15 protein-coding genes are annotated in these 15,932 nt (G+C 66.1%); 1 reads left to right on the top strand and 14 read right to left on the bottom strand.

From position 1 onward, the window contains the following. Window positions 1–245 precede the first annotated feature (245 nt). The 4 genes from ABD923_RS16180 to ABD923_RS16165 are packed head-to-tail and all read right to left on the bottom strand — an operon-like array spanning window position 246 to window position 4,253. Window positions 246–983 carry an SDR family oxidoreductase gene (locus tag ABD923_RS16180; RefSeq protein WP_259552209.1) on the bottom strand — a complete coding sequence of 246 codons (738 nt, stop codon included), beginning with the start codon at window positions 981–983 and terminating at the stop codon, window positions 246–248. After that, window positions 980–2,305, bottom strand: a complete 1,326-nt coding sequence (locus ABD923_RS16175; RefSeq protein ID WP_259552210.1) for an FAD-binding oxidoreductase — start codon at window positions 2,303–2,305, stop codon at window positions 980–982. The genes ABD923_RS16180 and ABD923_RS16175 overlap by 4 nt, the downstream gene beginning before the upstream one ends. Further along, on the bottom strand, window positions 2,302–2,724 hold the full coding sequence (locus ABD923_RS16170) for a GtrA family protein (RefSeq protein ID WP_405048327.1): 423 nt from the start codon (window positions 2,722–2,724) through the stop codon (window positions 2,302–2,304). The genes ABD923_RS16175 and ABD923_RS16170 overlap by 4 nt, the downstream gene beginning before the upstream one ends. Beyond that, window positions 2,721–4,253 (bottom strand): UbiA family prenyltransferase, encoded by a 1,533-nt coding sequence (locus tag ABD923_RS16165; RefSeq protein ID WP_345229534.1) that lies wholly within the window; start codon window positions 4,251–4,253, stop codon window positions 2,721–2,723. The genes ABD923_RS16170 and ABD923_RS16165 overlap by 4 nt, the downstream gene beginning before the upstream one ends. A 120-nt stretch (window positions 4,254–4,373) precedes the next feature. Between ABD923_RS16165 and ABD923_RS16160 the strand changes: the two genes are divergently transcribed. Continuing rightward, window positions 4,374–5,897: a tetratricopeptide repeat protein gene (locus tag ABD923_RS16160; RefSeq protein ID WP_259552216.1), complete on the top strand. Its 1,524-nt coding sequence runs from the start codon at window positions 4,374–4,376 to the stop codon at window positions 5,895–5,897. A gap of 7 nt (window positions 5,898–5,904) precedes the next feature. Here the strand turns inward: ABD923_RS16160 and ABD923_RS16155 are convergent, their stop codons facing one another. The 10 genes from ABD923_RS16155 to ugpA form a co-directional block, all read right to left on the bottom strand. After that, a complete protein-coding gene (locus ABD923_RS16155; RefSeq protein ID WP_259552218.1) occupies window positions 5,905–6,480 on the bottom strand; it encodes a peroxidase-related enzyme in 576 nt (191 codons plus the stop codon). 123 nt (window positions 6,481–6,603) lie between these two features. After that, window positions 6,604–8,352 carry a SulP family inorganic anion transporter gene (locus tag ABD923_RS16150; protein ID WP_259552221.1) on the bottom strand — a complete coding sequence of 583 codons (1,749 nt, stop codon included), beginning with the start codon at window positions 8,350–8,352 and terminating at the stop codon, window positions 6,604–6,606. 140 nt (window positions 8,353–8,492) lie between these two features. Continuing rightward, on the bottom strand, window positions 8,493–10,166 hold the full coding sequence (locus ABD923_RS16145) for a bifunctional protein tyrosine phosphatase family protein/NAD(P)/FAD-dependent oxidoreductase (protein WP_259552223.1): 1,674 nt from the start codon (window positions 10,164–10,166) through the stop codon (window positions 8,493–8,495). A 124-nt stretch (window positions 10,167–10,290) separates the two neighbouring features. After that, window positions 10,291–11,175 carry an MBL fold metallo-hydrolase gene (locus ABD923_RS16140; RefSeq protein ID WP_259552225.1) on the bottom strand — a complete coding sequence of 295 codons (885 nt, stop codon included), beginning with the start codon at window positions 11,173–11,175 and terminating at the stop codon, window positions 10,291–10,293. A gap of 30 nt (window positions 11,176–11,205) precedes the next feature. After that, window positions 11,206–11,655, bottom strand: coding sequence for a DUF6691 family protein (locus ABD923_RS16135; RefSeq protein ID WP_259553082.1), 450 nt, complete (start codon window positions 11,653–11,655; stop codon window positions 11,206–11,208). A 14-nt stretch (window positions 11,656–11,669) separates the two neighbouring features. Then, entirely contained in the window at window positions 11,670–12,155 is a 486-nt protein-coding gene (locus ABD923_RS16130; RefSeq protein ID WP_259552226.1) for a YeeE/YedE family protein, read from the bottom strand. Window positions 12,156–12,270: 115 nt separating this feature from the next. Further along, window positions 12,271–12,936, bottom strand: coding sequence for a Crp/Fnr family transcriptional regulator (locus tag ABD923_RS16125; RefSeq protein ID WP_259552227.1), 666 nt, complete (start codon window positions 12,934–12,936; stop codon window positions 12,271–12,273). A 151-nt stretch (window positions 12,937–13,087) separates the two neighbouring features. Then, complete coding sequence (locus tag ABD923_RS16120; protein WP_259552230.1) at window positions 13,088–14,140, bottom strand: ABC transporter ATP-binding protein; 1,053 nt, start codon at window positions 14,138–14,140, stop codon at window positions 13,088–13,090. Between the two features lie 3 nt (window positions 14,141–14,143). Beyond that, entirely contained in the window at window positions 14,144–14,992 is an 849-nt protein-coding gene (gene ugpE / locus ABD923_RS16115) for a sn-glycerol-3-phosphate ABC transporter permease UgpE (RefSeq protein ID WP_259552232.1), read from the bottom strand. Next, complete coding sequence (ugpA, locus tag ABD923_RS16110; protein WP_259552234.1) at window positions 14,992–15,873, bottom strand: sn-glycerol-3-phosphate ABC transporter permease UgpA; 882 nt, start codon at window positions 15,871–15,873, stop codon at window positions 14,992–14,994. Before ugpA ends, ugpE begins: the two co-directional genes overlap by 1 nt. Window positions 15,874–15,932: the final 59 nt, after the last annotated feature.

Genomic DNA, 15,932 nt, shown 5'->3' with positions numbered 1-15,932 from the left:
ATGCACTGCCCCTACGTCGCGCCTCGTTCTGCGCGATAACTGTCCCTTTCATGAGTTTGGGGTAAGCCGAAAGTGTTAAATTCGCAACAACACCAAGGCGGGTTTTTCTTGACCTGTTGCACCCTTGGCAGATTTTCGCCGTTCTGGCGGTTTGTTGCGCGAGATTCGGCCAGTACCGCGCGCATCTTCCCCGAAATCCGCAACGCCCCCTGGTTCATCGAACCTTTCGGCGCGTGTTTTGCGTCTCAAATCTCGGTTTTCTTGAAGATCGGCTCGGGAATGGCCTTGATGATCGCCATGATCAGCCGCCAGATCGGGCGGATGTAGATCACGTTTTTCTGCGACTGCACGGCAATTCGAATCGCGTGGCCCACTTCCTTGGGATCGGCAGTCAGCTTTTCGGGCAGGTCCATCCCCTCGGTCATGGCGGTCGCGACAAAGCCGGGCTTCACGGTCAGGACATGCACGCCCTTGTTGGCCAGCCGGTTGCGCAGGCCCGACAGGAAGGCGGTGAACCCCGCCTTGGCCGAGCCGTAGACGTAATTCGACGCGCGCCCGCGATCGCCCGCGACCGAGGAGATGCCGACGAGCGTGCCCGAGCCGCGCGCCTCCATCGCGTTGGCCAGATGCCCGAGGATCGAGGCGGGGCCTTCGAAATTGGCGCGCATCACTATGGCCCCTTTCTCGGGGTCGGCGGCGTTTTCCTCCTGCGTGCCCATCGCGCCCACGGCGCAGATGGCGATGTCGGGCAGGGCGGGCAGGCCTTCGACGAAGCCTTTGTGGCTGGCGAGGTCCAGCGCGTCGAACGCGTGCAGGGTGACGGCGACGCCGTGCCGCGTTTCCAGGTCGGCCTTGTCATCCTCCAGCCGTGAAACATTGCGGGCCGCCAACTGGATCGGGTGCCCGCAGGCGGCGAAGGAACGCGCGATCTCGCGCGCCATGCCCGAGGTCGCGCCGAGGATCAGGACCGGGCCGCCTTTCATAGCCCCAGCCTTTCGGATTGCAGCGAGGCAAAGGCGCGGTCCCATCCCTGTTCGCGGCGCAGCGCGGCAAACTCCGCGGCGCGCGGGTCGGCCTGGGAAAAGACCGTGCGCGGCACGCGCCCATCCTTGGCGAGGTAGAACCGCCCCCCGTTTTCGAGGGTGATCCGGTCGAGCGCATCCATCAGCTCAAGGCTCCTGTCATTGGCGGGGAAGTCGAGGGCGAGGGTATAACCCTCTTGCGGGAAGGAAAACCGGCTCTCTTGCGCGCCAAACCGCTTCAGCACCGAAAGGAAGCTGCCTTGCCCCGAGGCGGCGATCCGCTCGACCAGTTGATGCATGCCCGCGCGCGCCGTGTCGGTGGGCAGCGCGCATTGAAACTGGAAAAAGCCGCGTTTTCCGTAGATGCGGTTCCAGTCGAGGATCGCGTCCAGCGGGTAGAAATACGTGTCCCAATCGACGATGGCGCGGCCCGCCTTGCGCGCGCCCATCCGGTAGTAGAGCTCGTTGAAGGCACGGACGCTGTAGCGGTTGAGCGCAAAGCCGGGGAAATCCAGCGGCACGCGCTTGGCGCGCTTGCGTTTGACCGCGAAGGGGGTGCGGCGCTTGTCCGATGGCAACTGGTCAGGGGTGGCGTGATGGCCCAGCATGACGAGGGAGCGGCCAAGATGCCGCCCTTGCGTGGCGGAATCGATCCACGCGACGGAATAGAGCGCGTCGAGATTGGCCTCGAACGCGTCGATCGCCTCTTCCAGCGTGCCGGTGGGCAGGGTTTGTTGCACGATCCAGCCGGACTCGACCCGGCGCAGCCGGATCTGCGCGCGCAGGATCACGCCGGTCAGGCCCATACCGCCCAATGTGAAGCCGAAGAGGTCTGAATTCCCGTCGCGCGAGGCCCGGGTGACCTGCCCATCGGCGCCCATCACCTCGATCCAGTCCACGAAGCTGCCGAAGGCGCCGTCGCGATGGTGGTTCTTGCCATGCACATCCGCCGCGATGGCGCCGCCCAGGCTGACGAACTTGGTGCCTGGGGTGACGGCGGGAAACCAGCCGTGGGGCAGGAACGTGTCGATGATGTCTTCCAGCAGGACACCGGCCTCGGCCACCAGCGTGCCGCTTTCGGCGTCGAAGGACAGCATCCGGTCCATGCCGCGCATGTCGAGGGTCAGGGCGGGGTTCAGCGCGCTGTCGCCGTAGGAGCGCCCGTTGCCGCGCGCGATGAGCGTCGTGTCGCCCAGGGATGCGGCGACGTCGCCTTCGGTGCGGGCGCGGACGACGTGGCAGGCGGCTTTCGGGGTGCGGCCCCAGCCCGACAGAATGCTCATGCGCGTGCCTCCGCCCGGTTGAAGACATAGCGGCGGTCGAGGAGGTATTTCGTGACATAGCCCACGCTCAGGCCGAGGATCGCGCCCGCCTCGCGCGCGGCATCCGTGCCCCAGATGATCCAGGCGGCGGTCTCGCTGACCCAGAAGATCAAGGTCGTGACCACGCCCATGGCCGAGTAGAGCAGGAACTGCGCCCCCTGCGCCTTGGCGCCGCTGGTCCGGTCGTAGAAGATCCATCGCTTGTCGAGCAGGTATTTCACCACCAGCCCCACCAACGTGCCGACCGCCATGGCCGCGGCAAAGCGGGTGGACGTGACCGGGTCGGCGCCGGACAGGACAAGGCGCTGTGCGGCGAGGTTGGCCAGAACCGCCAGCACCGCGAAGCCTGCGTAACGCGCGACCAGAGTGGCCCCCCTCACACCCATAGCGCCCCCGCGATCAGGGCCGAGATGATCAGGACGGTCATTCGGCTGGTGCGGTTTTCCAACGTCCAGACCAGCGGGTCGTCGTCCATCTCGCCCCGGCTGGCCACCAGCGTCATGCGGCTGATCCAGAAGATCAGCATCGGGCAGACCCCCCAAAGCAGCCAGGGCGTGGCGTATTTCTCCTGCACATCGGGCTGGTCGACGTAAAGCGCCAGCACCAGAACGGCGAGGTAGCCCGAGGCAATGGCCATCTGGCTCAGGAGCGGGCGATCCTCCACCCGGTAGCCGCGCCGCGACACCTCGCGCCCGGCGGCGCCTGCCTCGCTCATCTCGCCCAGGCGCTTGACGGCGGCGAGCGCGAAGAAGGTGAACATCGAGAACGCAAGGAGCCAGACGGACAAGCCGATCCCGACGGCCGCGCCCCCCGCGATGATGCGCAGCGTGAACAGGAAGGCCAGCACGCAGATATCGACGATGGCATGGCGCTTGAGTTTCACCGAGTAGGCCATGGTCGACACGAAATAGAGCGCCGCCACACCGAAAAGCGCGGGCGAGACGGACAGCGCCACGGCAAGGCCTGTCAGCAGCAGCGCGGGCATCATGAACGTGCCCGTCGCCGCCGACAAAGCCCCCGACGCGAAGGGGCGCTTGCACTTGCGCGGGTGGCTGCGGTCGTCGGCCAGATCGAGCAGGTCGTTCAGGACATAGCCCGCCGAGGCGCAGAGGCTGAGCGCCACCAGGGCCGCCAGGATCGGCAGAAGCGCCCCCGCGCCGTGGCCCGGATCGGCGATGACGGGCACAAGGACCAGCAGGTTCTTCAGCCATTGATGCGGGCGCAGCGCCTTGAACATCGCCGCCATGCCGCCCGCGCCGCCATCGAGATGCTCGGCCTCGATCCCCTGCGCCTTGAGCGCCGCGCGGGTCTTGTCGCTGGCGCCCACGGTGATGGCGCCTGCGGCCTCGCGCCAGACGGCGAGGTCGGCGGAACTGTCCCCGATATAGACGAACCCGCCGCGCCCGAAGCGGTCGACAAGGAAGGCGGCCTTGGCCTCGCCCTTCAGGTTGCGGCTGCCATCGGAGCCATGGACTTCGTCGAAGATGCCGAGGTGCGTCGCGATCTGGCTTGCGAGCCGCGCGTCCGTCGCTGTCACCAGCGCCGTGCGCCCGCCAGCGGCGCGCCAGGCGTCGATGCGGGCCAGCACCTCGGGGTTGTAGGGCAATTCTGCGGGAATGATATGGGCGCGGCCCGCAAGATCGGCCTTCAGCGCGGCGCGCCCCCGGCTGAGCCCGACAATGGCGCGCCCCGGCACGCGCCAATCGCTGCTTGCCGCCGACCAGAAGCTTTCGTGCAGCATGTCCGACCGGATCAGCGTGCCGTCCAGATCGACCACCAGCACGCGCCCCGCGACCGCTTCCGGCGGCAGGGGCGCTGCACCTGCGGCGGGCCTGCCGGGCGCGGTCGGATCGGGCGTGCTGTCCAGGGCGGGGTCCCCTTGCGTTTCAAACCGGTCGGGAAGGTGCACCAAGGGGGGCTGATTTGCCAGTGCTTTCTGGCGCATAGGCTTTTCCTACGGCTATCGACAGGCTGGGGTGGCGCGGCTATCGTCGCCGCCGACCCATTTGAGTTTTCGAGGACATTTGCCGTGACGTTGCCCCCCGCCACCCGACCGTTCCTGCTCGTCTCTGCGCTGGCGCTTGCCGCCGCCGCCCCCGCCCTCGGCCAGACCGAGGAGGGACTGGCGCGCGCCGCCACCACAGTGGAAGAGGCGATGACAGGCGAAATGCCCTATTACCCGGTCGACGGGGCCGAGATGGCCGAAGAGATGGCGGCCCCGGAGGCAGACGACACCGCCGAGGCCGAAGCAGCCCCGGATTTGCCGGGCGCCGAGGCGGCCGCAGCCGCCGTGGTCGAGGCGATGACGGGAGAGCCGGTGGTGATGACCTTGGGCGAAACGGCCTCGGACGAAGCCGCCGCGTCGGAAGAGGCCGAGGCGCAAACCGCTGCCGAAGAAGCCGCCCGGATTGCAGCCGAGGAAGAAGCCGCCCGGATTGCCGCCGAAGAGGAGGCGGCTCGGATCGCTGCCGAGGAGGAGGTCGCGCGCATTGCCGCCGAGGAGGAAGCCGCCCGGATCGCCGCCGAGGAAGAAGCCGCCCGCATCGCGGCGGAAGAAGCGGCGGCGGCACAGGCTCTGCTGGATGCCTGCATGGACACCGCCGGGGAGCCCTCCGCCGAGATCGCCGAGACCGAGGCCGCACAGCGCGAGATCTTCCAGGGCTTGGCCGCCGCGCAGCGCGACTGCATCGCCGCCGCCGAGGCCCTGCCGGAGGAGGGCGGCCCGCTTTTCCACCTGGCCACCATCGCGCAGGTGACCGGCGAACACCGGCAGGCCGTGCGGCTTTATGAACGCTCTGCCGAGGCCGGCGTCGGCGCGGCCTATTCGCGGCTGGGCGACTACTACCTTCTGGGGATCCGTCCCATCGACGAGGACGTGGACCGGGCCGTCGAGTACTACCGCCAAGCCGTTGACCTGGGCGATACCGAGGCGATGGTGACCCTGGCGCAGATGCACCGCCTGGGCCGCGGCGTGCCGCGCGACGGCGACGAGATGCTGCGCCTTCTGGAGATGGCGACCGAGGCGGGCTACCACCGCGCGCGCACGGCGCTCCTCGACATCTACCTGACGGGCGATGATGTGCCTGCCGGCACCACCGCGCAACTGCCCGATGCCAGCCGCGCCGTGCCGATCCTGACGGAACTGGCGCGCGAGGGGGATGTCTCGGCCGCGCTGCGCCTGGCCCAACTCTATGACCGGGGCGCACCGGGTATCGAGCCGGACCCGCAGCGCCGCTACGGCTGGGTCGGGTTCGCCGCCGAGAACGGCGCGCCCGAGGCCATCGCGGCCCGCGCCTTCCTGTTGGAGCAGGGCATCGGGACCGAGCGCGACCCGATCCTTGCCGCCGCCGAATACGTGCGCGCCCTGGAAACCGGCGAGGTCGACCCCGTCACCATGCGCGGCACCGTCAACGGCCGCACCCCGCCATGGGACCGGGAGACGGCACTGGAATTTCAGCGCATCCTGCAGGCACGCGATCTGTATGACGGGGCGCTCGATGCCATGGTCGGCCCGGGCACGCTGGCGGGCGCGCGGGCGCTGGCCGGGCAATAAGCCCGGCCTAGCCGCGATCCATCGCGTGATATTCGGCGTTCGGCATCATGTCGGACGCGATGGCAAAGCGGTTCGACATGTTGAAGAATCCGATCACGTCGGCCAGGTCGAAGATATCGGCCTGGCTGAGGCCCGCATCGCGCAGCGCCTGCCGGTCGGGTTCATCCACCTCCCACGGGGCGGTCGTCAGCTTCCACGCGAAATCGAGCATGGCGCGCGGGCGCGCGTCCAGATCGGCGACGCGGTAGTTGATCACCAGCATCTCGCCCAGATGCGGATCGCCCGAAAGCGCGCGCACCGCCTGACCGTGAGCGACGAGGCAGTAGAAACAGCGGTTGGCCGAGGACACGACCACGGCCACCATCTCGCGCTCCAGCTTGCTCAGCCCCGAGGGCGCCAGCATCAGCGTGTTGTAATAGGCCGCGAAGTTGCGCAGCTTTTCCTGGTTGAAGGAAAACGTGCGCAGCACGTTGGGCACCAGTCCCAGTTTCTCGGCGCAGATCTCGAAATAGCGCTGCATGTCCTCGTCGAGCTCCGACGGGTCGGGCAGGTCGTAAATCGAGACGTGATCGGGTTGCGGCATGGTCTTCTCCTCCCTCGTGTCAGGGCGGAGAGTGCCCGCCCGCCCCTCGCGAGGCAAGCGGGCAGGGGAGGGGGCGGAAAACTCGAGTTTTCCGGGCCGTTTTCCTCGAGGAGCACGCGCCCCCTACTGCGCGGCGGCGAGATCCGAGCGGGGGCCCTTGCCCGACAGCGCGGCCCAGGCGTCGTATTGCGAAAGGAACACGCGACCGGTCAGCTCATCGAGGAAATGCGAGCGTCTCAGGCGGTCGGTGACCGGGCCTTTCACCTCGGAGAGGTGCAGTTGCACATCCATCGAGCGCAGGCGTTCGTTGATCGCTTCGAGGCTTTCCAGCGCCGACATGTCCACCTCGTTCACCGCCGAGCACATCAGGACGACATGCTTGACCGGGCAATCCTCGGTCACGCGGTCCTGGATCAGGTCTTCGAGGAAGCGGGCATTGGCGAAGTAGAGCGACTCGTCGATGCGCAGCGTGACCAGGTTGGGGTCGGTCAGCACCTCGTGGCGGTTGATGTTGCGGAAATGCTGGGTGCCCGGCACCAGCCCCACCTCGGCCACATGCGGCTTGGAGGTCTTGTAGAGATGCAGGCCGATGGACAGGATCACGCCCGCCGAGACGCCGGTTTCCACGCCGAAGCCAAGCGTCAGCAGGATGGTCGCGGCCACGGCCACGAAATCGGCCTTGGAATAGGTCCAGGTCTTTTTCAGGATCGAGAAATCGACGAGGCTGAGCACCGCGACGATGATGGTGGCTGCCAGCGTCGCCTTGGGCAGGAAGAAGACCAGCGGTGTCAGCGCAAGCGCGGCGATGGCAAGGCCCACGGCGGTATAGGCGCCGGCGGCGGGCGTCTCGGCGCCCGCGTCGAAATTCACGACCGAGCGCGCGAACCCACCGGTCACCGGGTAGCCGCCCGAGAACCCTGCGGCGACGTTGGCCGCGCCCAGGCCGATCAACTCCTGGTCGGGGTCGATGCGCTGGCGTTTCTTGGCGGCCAGCGTCTGCGCGACCGAGATCGACTCGACGAAGCCGATGATCGAGATCAGCAGCGCGGGGATGAACAAGGCAGACACAAGGTCGAGCGACAGGTCCGGCATGGTGAAGGGCGGCAGGGATTGCGGCACCTCGCCCACGATCGACACGCCCGCCCAGTTGGACAGGCCGAAGATCCAGACGGCCAGCGTGGTGACCACGACCGCACCCACCGGCCCGGCCTTCTGCGCGATATCGGCAAGGCGCGGCTTGACGCCCTTGGAGATCAACATCGGCTTCAGCCCTTTGCGGACCCAGAACAAAAAGGCCGTGGCCGCAACGCCGATGATCAGTGTGACGAAATTGGTCTCGGGCAGATGCTCGATCAGCGACACCACCAGTTCGAACAGGTTATGGCCGCTCGCGTCGACACCGAGGATGTGCTTGAGCTGGCTGGCCGCGATGATGACGCCCGAGGCGGTGATGAAGCCCGCGATCACCGGGTGGCTGAGGAAATTCGCAAGGAAACCCAGCCGGAACACGCCCATGGCCAGCAGGATGCCGCCCGACAATAGCGCCAGTGTCAGCGCGGCGACGGCATAGCCCGCCGTGCCCTGCTCGGCGACTTGGCCCACGGCGGCGGCGGTCATCAGCGAGACCACGGCGACCGGGCCCACGGCCAGCGCGCGCGAGGTGCCGAAAATCGCGTACAGGATGATCGGCAGGATCGAGGCGTAAAGACCGGCCTCGGGCGGCAGGCCCGCCAGAAGCGCGTAGGCCAGCGATTGCGGGATCAGCATGATCGTGACGATCACCGCCGCGATCAGGTCGTTTTGCAGCGCGTCGCGGTCATAGCGGCGCCCCCAATCCAGCACGGGAACGTATTTGCGAAGGGAAGAGATCATGGGTCTGGGCCGTCTTTATTCTTGTCGGTGCGGGCGGGCGCGGGCAGGCGCGGCGAATAGGGCGGGGGCGGCCCGGCGTTTCCTGTCGGGCCGCCCCTCTGTCACCCCGGGGCTTTGGGGATGAGTGCCCCGGGGAGGCGTCAGGAGGCGGAGACCTTCTCGGGCTTCACCATCCATTCTTTCCCGCGCAGCATCGCCTTCCAGTAGAAGGGCGGCAGGATCTGCTCTTTCAGAAGCCACGCCGCGCGGGTGGGTTTCGTGCCGTCGATCACCCATTTCGGGAAGCTCGGCAGCAGCGCGCCACCATAGCCGAACTCGGCCAGCACGATCTTGCCTTTCTCGACGGTCAGCGGGCAGGAGCCATAGCCGTTATACAGCGCCGTGGGCGATTTGCCCTCGATATCGTCGGCCACGTTCTCGGCCACGATCGGGGCCTGAACGCGGGCGGCGGCGGCGGTCTTGGCGTTGGGGGCGTTCATCACGTCGCCAAGCGACCAGATGTTTTCATAGGTCTTGTGGCGCAGGGTGGCCTGATCGACATCGACCCAGCCCGCCGCATCGGCCAGGGGCGAGACGCGGATGAAATCGGGCGCGGTCTGCGGCGGGACGACATGGATCATGTCGAACTCCGTCTCGACGGTGCGCACCTCCTGATCGGGGTCCTTGACCTCGAACCACGCCTTTTTCGCCGCGCCGTCGATGGCGGTGAGGTTGTGGAAGAAGTTCAGGTCGGCCTTGTAGCGGTTCATGTAGGCTTGCAGGGCAGGGACGTAATCCTTGACCCCGAACAGCACGCCACCGGCATTCATGAACTGGATGTCGATCGTGTCGAGCACGCCGGTGCGGTGCCAGTGATCGCCCGACAGGTACAGCGCCTTCTGCGGCGCGCCGGCGCATTTGATCGGCATCGGCGGCTGGGTGAAGATGGCGCGCCCCTGCCGCATCTTGCTGACCAGCTCCCAGGTGTAGGGGGCAAGGTCGTAGCGGTAGTTCGAGGTGACGCCGTTCTTGCCCAGCGTCTCCACGAGACCGTCGATCTTGTGCCAGTCGAGCTTCAGGCCGGGGCAGACGACGAGGCGCTTGTATTTCACCACGCGACAGCCATCGAGGACGACCACGTCCTTGTCGGGTTCAAAGGCCGCGACGGCGGACTTGATCCAATGCACGCCCTGCGGGATCAGGCTGCCCATCGTCTTGGCGGTCTTGGGGGCCTCGAAGATGCCGCCGCCCACCATGGTCCAGCCCGGCTGGTAATAGTGGATGTCGGCCGGGTCGATGATGGCGATGGTCTGGCCCGGCTTGCGGGACTTGAGGCTGGAGGCGACCGAGACGCCAGCGGCGCCCGCGCCCACGATGACCACGTCGTATTCCGCATCCGCGCTGTCGGTCGGCGTCTTGCCGCCGTTCACGATGCGGCGCACCACGCCCGCCATGTCGTAGCCCGCGGCCTTGGTCGCGGCGAGGATATCGGCGACCGACAGGCGCTGCGCCTGGCTGAGCGACCAGAGGGTGGCCGACCGCGTACCGGAGCGGCAATAGGCCAGAACCGGCCCGGGCAATTCGCCCAGCATGTCGTCGAACGACCGGGCGTCCGCCTCCGTCACCTTGCCATGGTCGATCGGCAGGTAGCGGGCTTCCATGCCCAGTTCGTTGGCGCGGGCTTCGATTTCCTCGAAGTTGGGCTGGTCCATGCCCTCGCCGTCGGGGCGGTTGCAGATGATCGCGCGAAAGCCCTGGTTCCTGGCTTTCTCTACGTCATCGGCGGTGATCTGCGGCGCGACCGAAAGATTGGCTGAAATGGCCTTGGCGTCCATGTGGTATGCTCCTCCTGAAATCCCGGTGGGTGGTCGTTCGCACCCGGGAAAGTAAAACCGGCCCGCCCCCTCAACCTTCGGATGGTCGAAGGGTCTCTCTTTCGGCGGCGGGCCTTTGGGCTGGTTACAGCGCGTTGACCGGCACTTTCAGCATCGGGCGGCCATCCTTGTCGGTGGGCACCTCGCCCGCGCGCATGTTCACCTGCAGCGAGGGGATGATCAGCTTGGGCATGTCGAGTTGCGCGTCCCGTTCGGTGCGGAACTTGACGAAATCCTCTTTCGTCTTGCTGCCGCCGACATGGATGTTGAACTCTTTCTCCTCGGCGACCGTGGTCTCCCACTTGATGTCGCGGCCGTTCGGGCCGTAGTCGTGGCACATGAACAGGCGCATGTCGTCGGGCAGCGACAGGACCTTCTGGATCGAGTCGTAGAGGGTCTCGGCATCGCCGCCGGGGAAGTCGGCACGGGCCGAGCCGCCATCGGGCATGAACAGCGTGTCGCCGACGAAGGCCGCGTCGCCCATCACATGGGTCATGCAGGCGGGCGTGTGGCCGGGCGTGTAGATCGCGACGGCGCGCATGCCGCCGATCTCGTAGCTGTCGCCATCCTCGAACAGGGCGTCGAACTGGCTGCCGTCACGCTGGAACTCGGTGCCTTCGTTGAAAACCTTGCCGAACGTGTCCTGCACCACGGTGATGTTCTTGCCGATGCCGATCTTGCCGCCGACCTGCTCCTGGATGTAGGGCGCGGCCGACAGGTGGTCGGCATGGACATGGGTCTCGATCAGCCACTCGACGGTCAGGCCCTTGTCCTTGACATAGGCGATGATCGCGTCGGCGTTGTCATAGGTGATGCGGCCGGCGGCGTAGTCGATATCCATCACCGAGTCGACGATGGCGCAGCTGGTCGAGTTGGGGTCCTTCACGACATAGGAAATCGTGTTGGTGGCCGGGTCGAAGAACGGCTCGACCTCGGGGTGGACGTTCATGTTGACGGGATAGTCGCTCATGGGTGGTCTCCTCCAAGATACCGGAATGTCTTACGCGCCGCTGGTGGCGGTCGGCGTGGTGCGGGTGCGCAGCCGGGCCTGGATGCCCCTGGCCGCGAAGATGCCGGCCAGAAGCGCGGCAGTGAACAGGATGACCTCTATCCGGCCGGTGCCGAGCGCGGGCAGGGCGCCGCCGGGGCAGAAGCCCGCGATGCCCCAGCCGATGCCGAACAGGGCCGAGCCGCCGATCAGCTTGGCGTCGAGCCTGGTTGCGGTCGGCAGTTGGAAGCGGCCCTCGAACAAGGGGCGCGGGCGCGGCAGGACAAGGCGGTAGCCCACGAAGGCCACGGTCACGGCACCGCCCATCACGAAGATCAGGCTTGGGTCCCAGATGCCGAAGAAGTCAAAGAAGTTCAGGACCTTGGCCGGGTTTGCCATGCCCGAGATGACGATGCCGATGCCGAAGACAAGGCCGATCAGGTAGATCGAAAGGATACGCAGGACGTTCATCGCGCTTACCCTCCGAACACGTGGCGGACGACGTAGACGGTGGCCGCCGTCGTCACCATGAAGCTGAGCGTTGCCACGATGGAGCGCTTCGACAGGCGGGCCATGCCGCAGACGCCGTGGCCGCTGGTGCAGCCCGACCCGAAGGTGACGCCGACGCCCACGATGAACCCGCCGATCAGCAGCATCGGCGTCGAGATCGGAACCTCGATCGGGGGCATTTCGCCCATGACGGCGAAATAGGCGATGGGGCCGGTGGCCATGCCGGCCAGAAGGGCGGCGCGCCAGCCGAAGTCATAGAGCGATGCGGGGGCCAGCAAACCGGCCAGGATGCCGGTCGCGCCCATCACGCGGCCAAGGGTCCACATCAGAAGCGTGGCGGCCAGCCCGATCAGGACGCCGCCAGCAAGCGATTGGAAGGGGGTGAATGCTGTTTCGATCATGCCTCGTTTCCTGGGTGATTCTGCGTCATGGCTGCATGTTTTCCTTTGCAAGCAAGCCCTTGCAGAAAGTTTCTCCTGTTCGCATCCGAATGCATACCGAACCGGCGCGCGCCGTTCAGTGATCTAGTCACACAAGACCGTTTCAGGGGATCGGGTAAGGTGTCTCTCAGCCTTGGGTTGCGGCGAGCTTTTCCAGTCCGGCGCGGTCCGTCAGGCGGATCGTGCCGCGCGACTGCTCGATCCAGTCGCGGCGCTGGAACTCGCTGAGCTGGCGCGAGATGACCTCGCGCGCGGTGCCCAGCTCGGCCGCCATCTGCTGGTGCGTGGCCTTGACCGTGTCGCCCTCGGCGCGTTCCAGCAGCTTTTGCGCAAGGCGGATATCCATGCGGCGAAAGGCGATCTCCTCGACCACGTGGAACAGGTCGGTGATCCGCTTGGAATAGGCCGAGAAGACGAAGTTGCGAAACTCCTTGGAGGCCGCGATCAGGTCGTCGAACACGTGGCGCGGAATGGCGGCGGCGCGGATGTCGGTCTCGGCCACGCCCTCGGCCGAGTAATCCTCGTAAGCCAGCAGACAGGCGGTGGTCAGCACGCAGCTTTCGCCCGCCGTGACGCGGTAAAGCACCACTTCGCGCCCGGTGTCCGAGGTCTGCTGGACGCGCACGGTGCCTTCGAGCAGCAGAAGCAGGTTTTGCGGCGCACGTCCCGGCCCGAACAGCACCGTCCCGGCCTTCACATCGATGACGGTTGAGCGCGACAGAAGGATCTCCTGGATGCGCGGCTCCAGCCGGCTCAGGCCGTCGAAACGGGTGATCCAGGATTCATCGGTCATGCGGTGCGTCTTTCGTGCTGTCTCGCCATTCACATGGCGGTCCATGGCCCACGGGTCAATCGCACGCAGGCTTCAAAGCGGCGTGCGTACCGGGTGCGGGCGGAAATCTCGAGATTTCCGGCCAGATTTCCTCGAGGAAATCTGCGCCGCGCTACTGCGCGGCGGCCATGACGGGGGAAATGGTCCGCTCTTCGCAATTGAAGAAGGTCACCGCGTCGGCATCCCCCCCCAGATGCACCGTCTGCCCTTCCTGAACATGGGTGCCTTCGTGGCCCGCGCGCAGGATGACACGGTCTTCGCCCATGCGCAGGTGGATCAGGCTTTCCGCGCCAAGCGCCTCGACCAGCGTCACGGTCCCTTCCGGTCCGTCATGCGCCAGCCGCAGCGACTCGGGGCGGATACCGATCAACGCGGCGCCCGGTGGCGTGTCATTGGCCAGTTCGGCCAATGCCCGGCCCGCCGTCGCGCCGAGGTCGAAGACATTCATCGGCGGGGCGCCGATGAACTCGGCCACGAATTTGCTGGCCGGGTTGCGGTAGAGGTCCATCGGCGTGCCGATCTGCTCGATCCTGCCCTCGGACATGATGACGATCCGGTCGGCAAGGCTCATCGCCTCGACCTGGTCGTGGGTGACGAAGACGAAGGTCGCGCCAAGGCGCATATGCAGGTCCTTCAACTCGGCCCGCAGCTGCGTGCGCAACTTGGCGTCGAGGTTCGACAGCGGCTCGTCGAACAGGAACACCGCCGGTTCGCGCACGATGGCGCGGCCCATGGCGACGCGCTGGCGCTGCCCGCCCGACAGGGCGCGCGGCTTGCGGTCGAGATACTGCGCGATCTGCAAGGTCTCGGCCGCCTTGGCGATGCGCTCGGCGATCTGGTCGCGCGGCATGCCCTGGTTCTTGAGGCCGTATTCCATGTTCTTGCGCACCGACATATGCGGGTAGAGCGCGTAGTTCTGGAACACCATGGCGATGTCGCGCTCGCCCGGCTCCAGCGTGTTCACGACACGGTCGCCGATCTGCACCTCGCCCTCGGTGATCTCTTCCAGACCGGCGATCATGCGCAGGATCGTGGACTTGCCGCAGCCCGAGGGACCGACCAGCACGACGAATTCGCCGTCCTCGATCTCGACATTGGCGCCCGATACGGCGGTCACCCCGCCCGGATAGGTCTTGCCCACGTTTTTCAGGATCAGCTCGGCCATGTCTTACTTCTCGCTTTCCACAAGGCCCTTCACGAAGAGCCGCTGCATCGCCAGGACCACGATCACCGGCGGGATCATCGCCAGGATCGCCGTGCCCATGGTCAGGTGCCAGATCGGCAGGCCCTCGCCCACGTTCACCATGCGCTGAATGCCCATGACGATGGTGTAGAGGTCCTGGTCGGTGGTGATGAGGAACGGCCAGAGATACTGGTTCCAGCCGTAGATGAACAGGATGATGAACAGCGCCGCGATATTCGTGCGCGACAGCGGCAGCAGGATATCCCAGAAGAACCGCAGCGGCCCGGCGCGGTCGATGCGCGCGGCTTCGACCAGCTCGTCCGGCACGGTCAAAAAGAACTGCCGGAACAGGAAGGTCGCGGTGGCCGAGGCGATCAGCGGCAGGATCAGGCCGGTATGGCTGTTGAGCATCCCCAGCGACGCGACGACGTCATAGGTGGGCAGGATCCGCACCTCGACCGGCAGCATCAGGGTGATGAAGATCAGCCAGAAGAACACCATGCGGAAGGGGAAGCGGAAATAGACGATCGCGTAGGCGGACAAGAGGCTGATCGCGATCTTCCCGATGGTGATGCCCAGCGCCATGATCAGCGAATTCCACATCATCTGCGCCACCGGGACGCCGCCCGTGGCGGGCACGCCCCCGGTCAGAAGCTGGCGGTAATTCTCGAAGCCCTGGTCGCCGAACCACATCGGGATCGGACTGCGGACCAGCGCCTCGCCCGGGTGGGTTGAGGCCACGAGGGCCATCCAGACCGGGAAGCACAGGAAGACGATCCCGGCGATCAGCACCAGATGCGTGAGGATGTTCAGGAGGGGGCGATTTTCGACCATCAGTAATTCACCCTCCGTTCGACGAAGCGGAACTGGATCACCGTCATCCCGATGACCAGCGCCATGAGAACGACCGATTGCGCCGCGCTCGACCCGTAATCCTGCCCGACGAAACCGGTGTTGTAGACGCGGTAGACGAGGATCGAGGTCGCGTCCGCAGGCCCGCCCGAGGTGGTCGCGTGGATGATCGCGAACGTGTCGAAGAACGCGTAGACGAGGTTCACGACCAGCAGGAAGAAGGTCGTCGGCGACAGCAGCGGAAAGACGATGGTCCAGAACCGCCGCGCGGGGCTGGCCGCGTCGATGGCCGCCGCCTCGATCAGGGATTTCGGGATGGATTGCAGCCCGGCGAGGAAGAACAGGAAGTTGTAGCTGATCTGTTTCCACGCCGCGGCGATGGTCACCATGATCAGCGCCTCGCTGCCGCTGGTGTAGTGGTTCCAGTCATAGCCGAACATCGCCTCAAGCCAGTAGGCGACGATGCCGAGCGTCGGGTTCATCATGAAGAACCACAAGACACCCGCCAGCGCCGGGGCGACGGCATAGGGCCAGATCAGGAAGGTGCGATAGGCGGTGGCGCTGCGGATCACCCGGTTGGCGGCGACGGCCAGACCAAGCGCCATCGACATCGACAGGAAGGTGACCGACAGGCCGAAAATCAGCGTGGTCTTGAACGACCGCAGGTAGCCGGCATCGCTGAACAGCTGTTCGAAATTCTCGAACCAGACGAAGTTGCGCGAAAAGCCGAACGCGTCCTCGATATAGAGCGAGCTTTCCAGCGCCTGGTAGGCGGGCCAGATGAAAAAGATCAGCGTGATCGCGATCTGTGGCGCGACCAGAAGGTATGGCAGCCACCAGCTGCGAAATACAACGCGTTTCATATGTCGGATCGTGCCCGGGTTCGTCGAACTGGAAAAGGGCCGGGCGACATTTCTCGCCC

This window comes from [Roseibacterium] beibuensis (assembly GCF_039542305.1).
Lineage (GTDB): Bacteria > Pseudomonadota > Alphaproteobacteria > Rhodobacterales > Rhodobacteraceae > Roseibacterium > Roseibacterium beibuensis.
The sequence above is the reverse complement of the archived record's forward strand: the minus strand, read 5'-3'. Positions and strand labels throughout refer to the sequence as shown.

Bases quoted from the DNA above. Each gene is read 5' to 3' on its own strand.
- ABD923_RS16180 (WP_259552209.1), bottom strand. From the start codon at position 983: ATGAAAGGCGGCCCGGTCCTGATCCTCGGCGCGACCTCGGGCATGGCG.
- ABD923_RS16175 (WP_259552210.1), bottom strand. From the start codon at position 2,305: ATGAGCATTCTGTCGGGCTGGGGCCGCACCCCGAAAGCCGCCTGCCAC.
- ABD923_RS16155 (WP_259552218.1), bottom strand. From the start codon at position 6,480: ATGCCGCAACCCGATCACGTCTCGATTTACGACCTGCCCGACCCGTCG.
- ABD923_RS16150 (WP_259552221.1), bottom strand. From the start codon at position 8,352: ATGATCTCTTCCCTTCGCAAATACGTTCCCGTGCTGGATTGGGGGCGC.
- ABD923_RS16145 (WP_259552223.1), bottom strand. From the start codon at position 10,166: ATGGACGCCAAGGCCATTTCAGCCAATCTTTCGGTCGCGCCGCAGATC.
- ABD923_RS16140 (WP_259552225.1), bottom strand. From the start codon at position 11,175: ATGAGCGACTATCCCGTCAACATGAACGTCCACCCCGAGGTCGAGCCG.
- ABD923_RS16125 (WP_259552227.1), bottom strand. From the start codon at position 12,936: ATGACCGATGAATCCTGGATCACCCGTTTCGACGGCCTGAGCCGGCTG.
- ABD923_RS16120 (WP_259552230.1), bottom strand. From the start codon at position 14,140: ATGGCCGAGCTGATCCTGAAAAACGTGGGCAAGACCTATCCGGGCGGG.
- ugpE (WP_259552232.1), bottom strand. From the start codon at position 14,992: ATGGTCGAAAATCGCCCCCTCCTGAACATCCTCACGCATCTGGTGCTG.
- ugpA (WP_259552234.1), bottom strand. From the start codon at position 15,873: ATGAAACGCGTTGTATTTCGCAGCTGGTGGCTGCCATACCTTCTGGTC.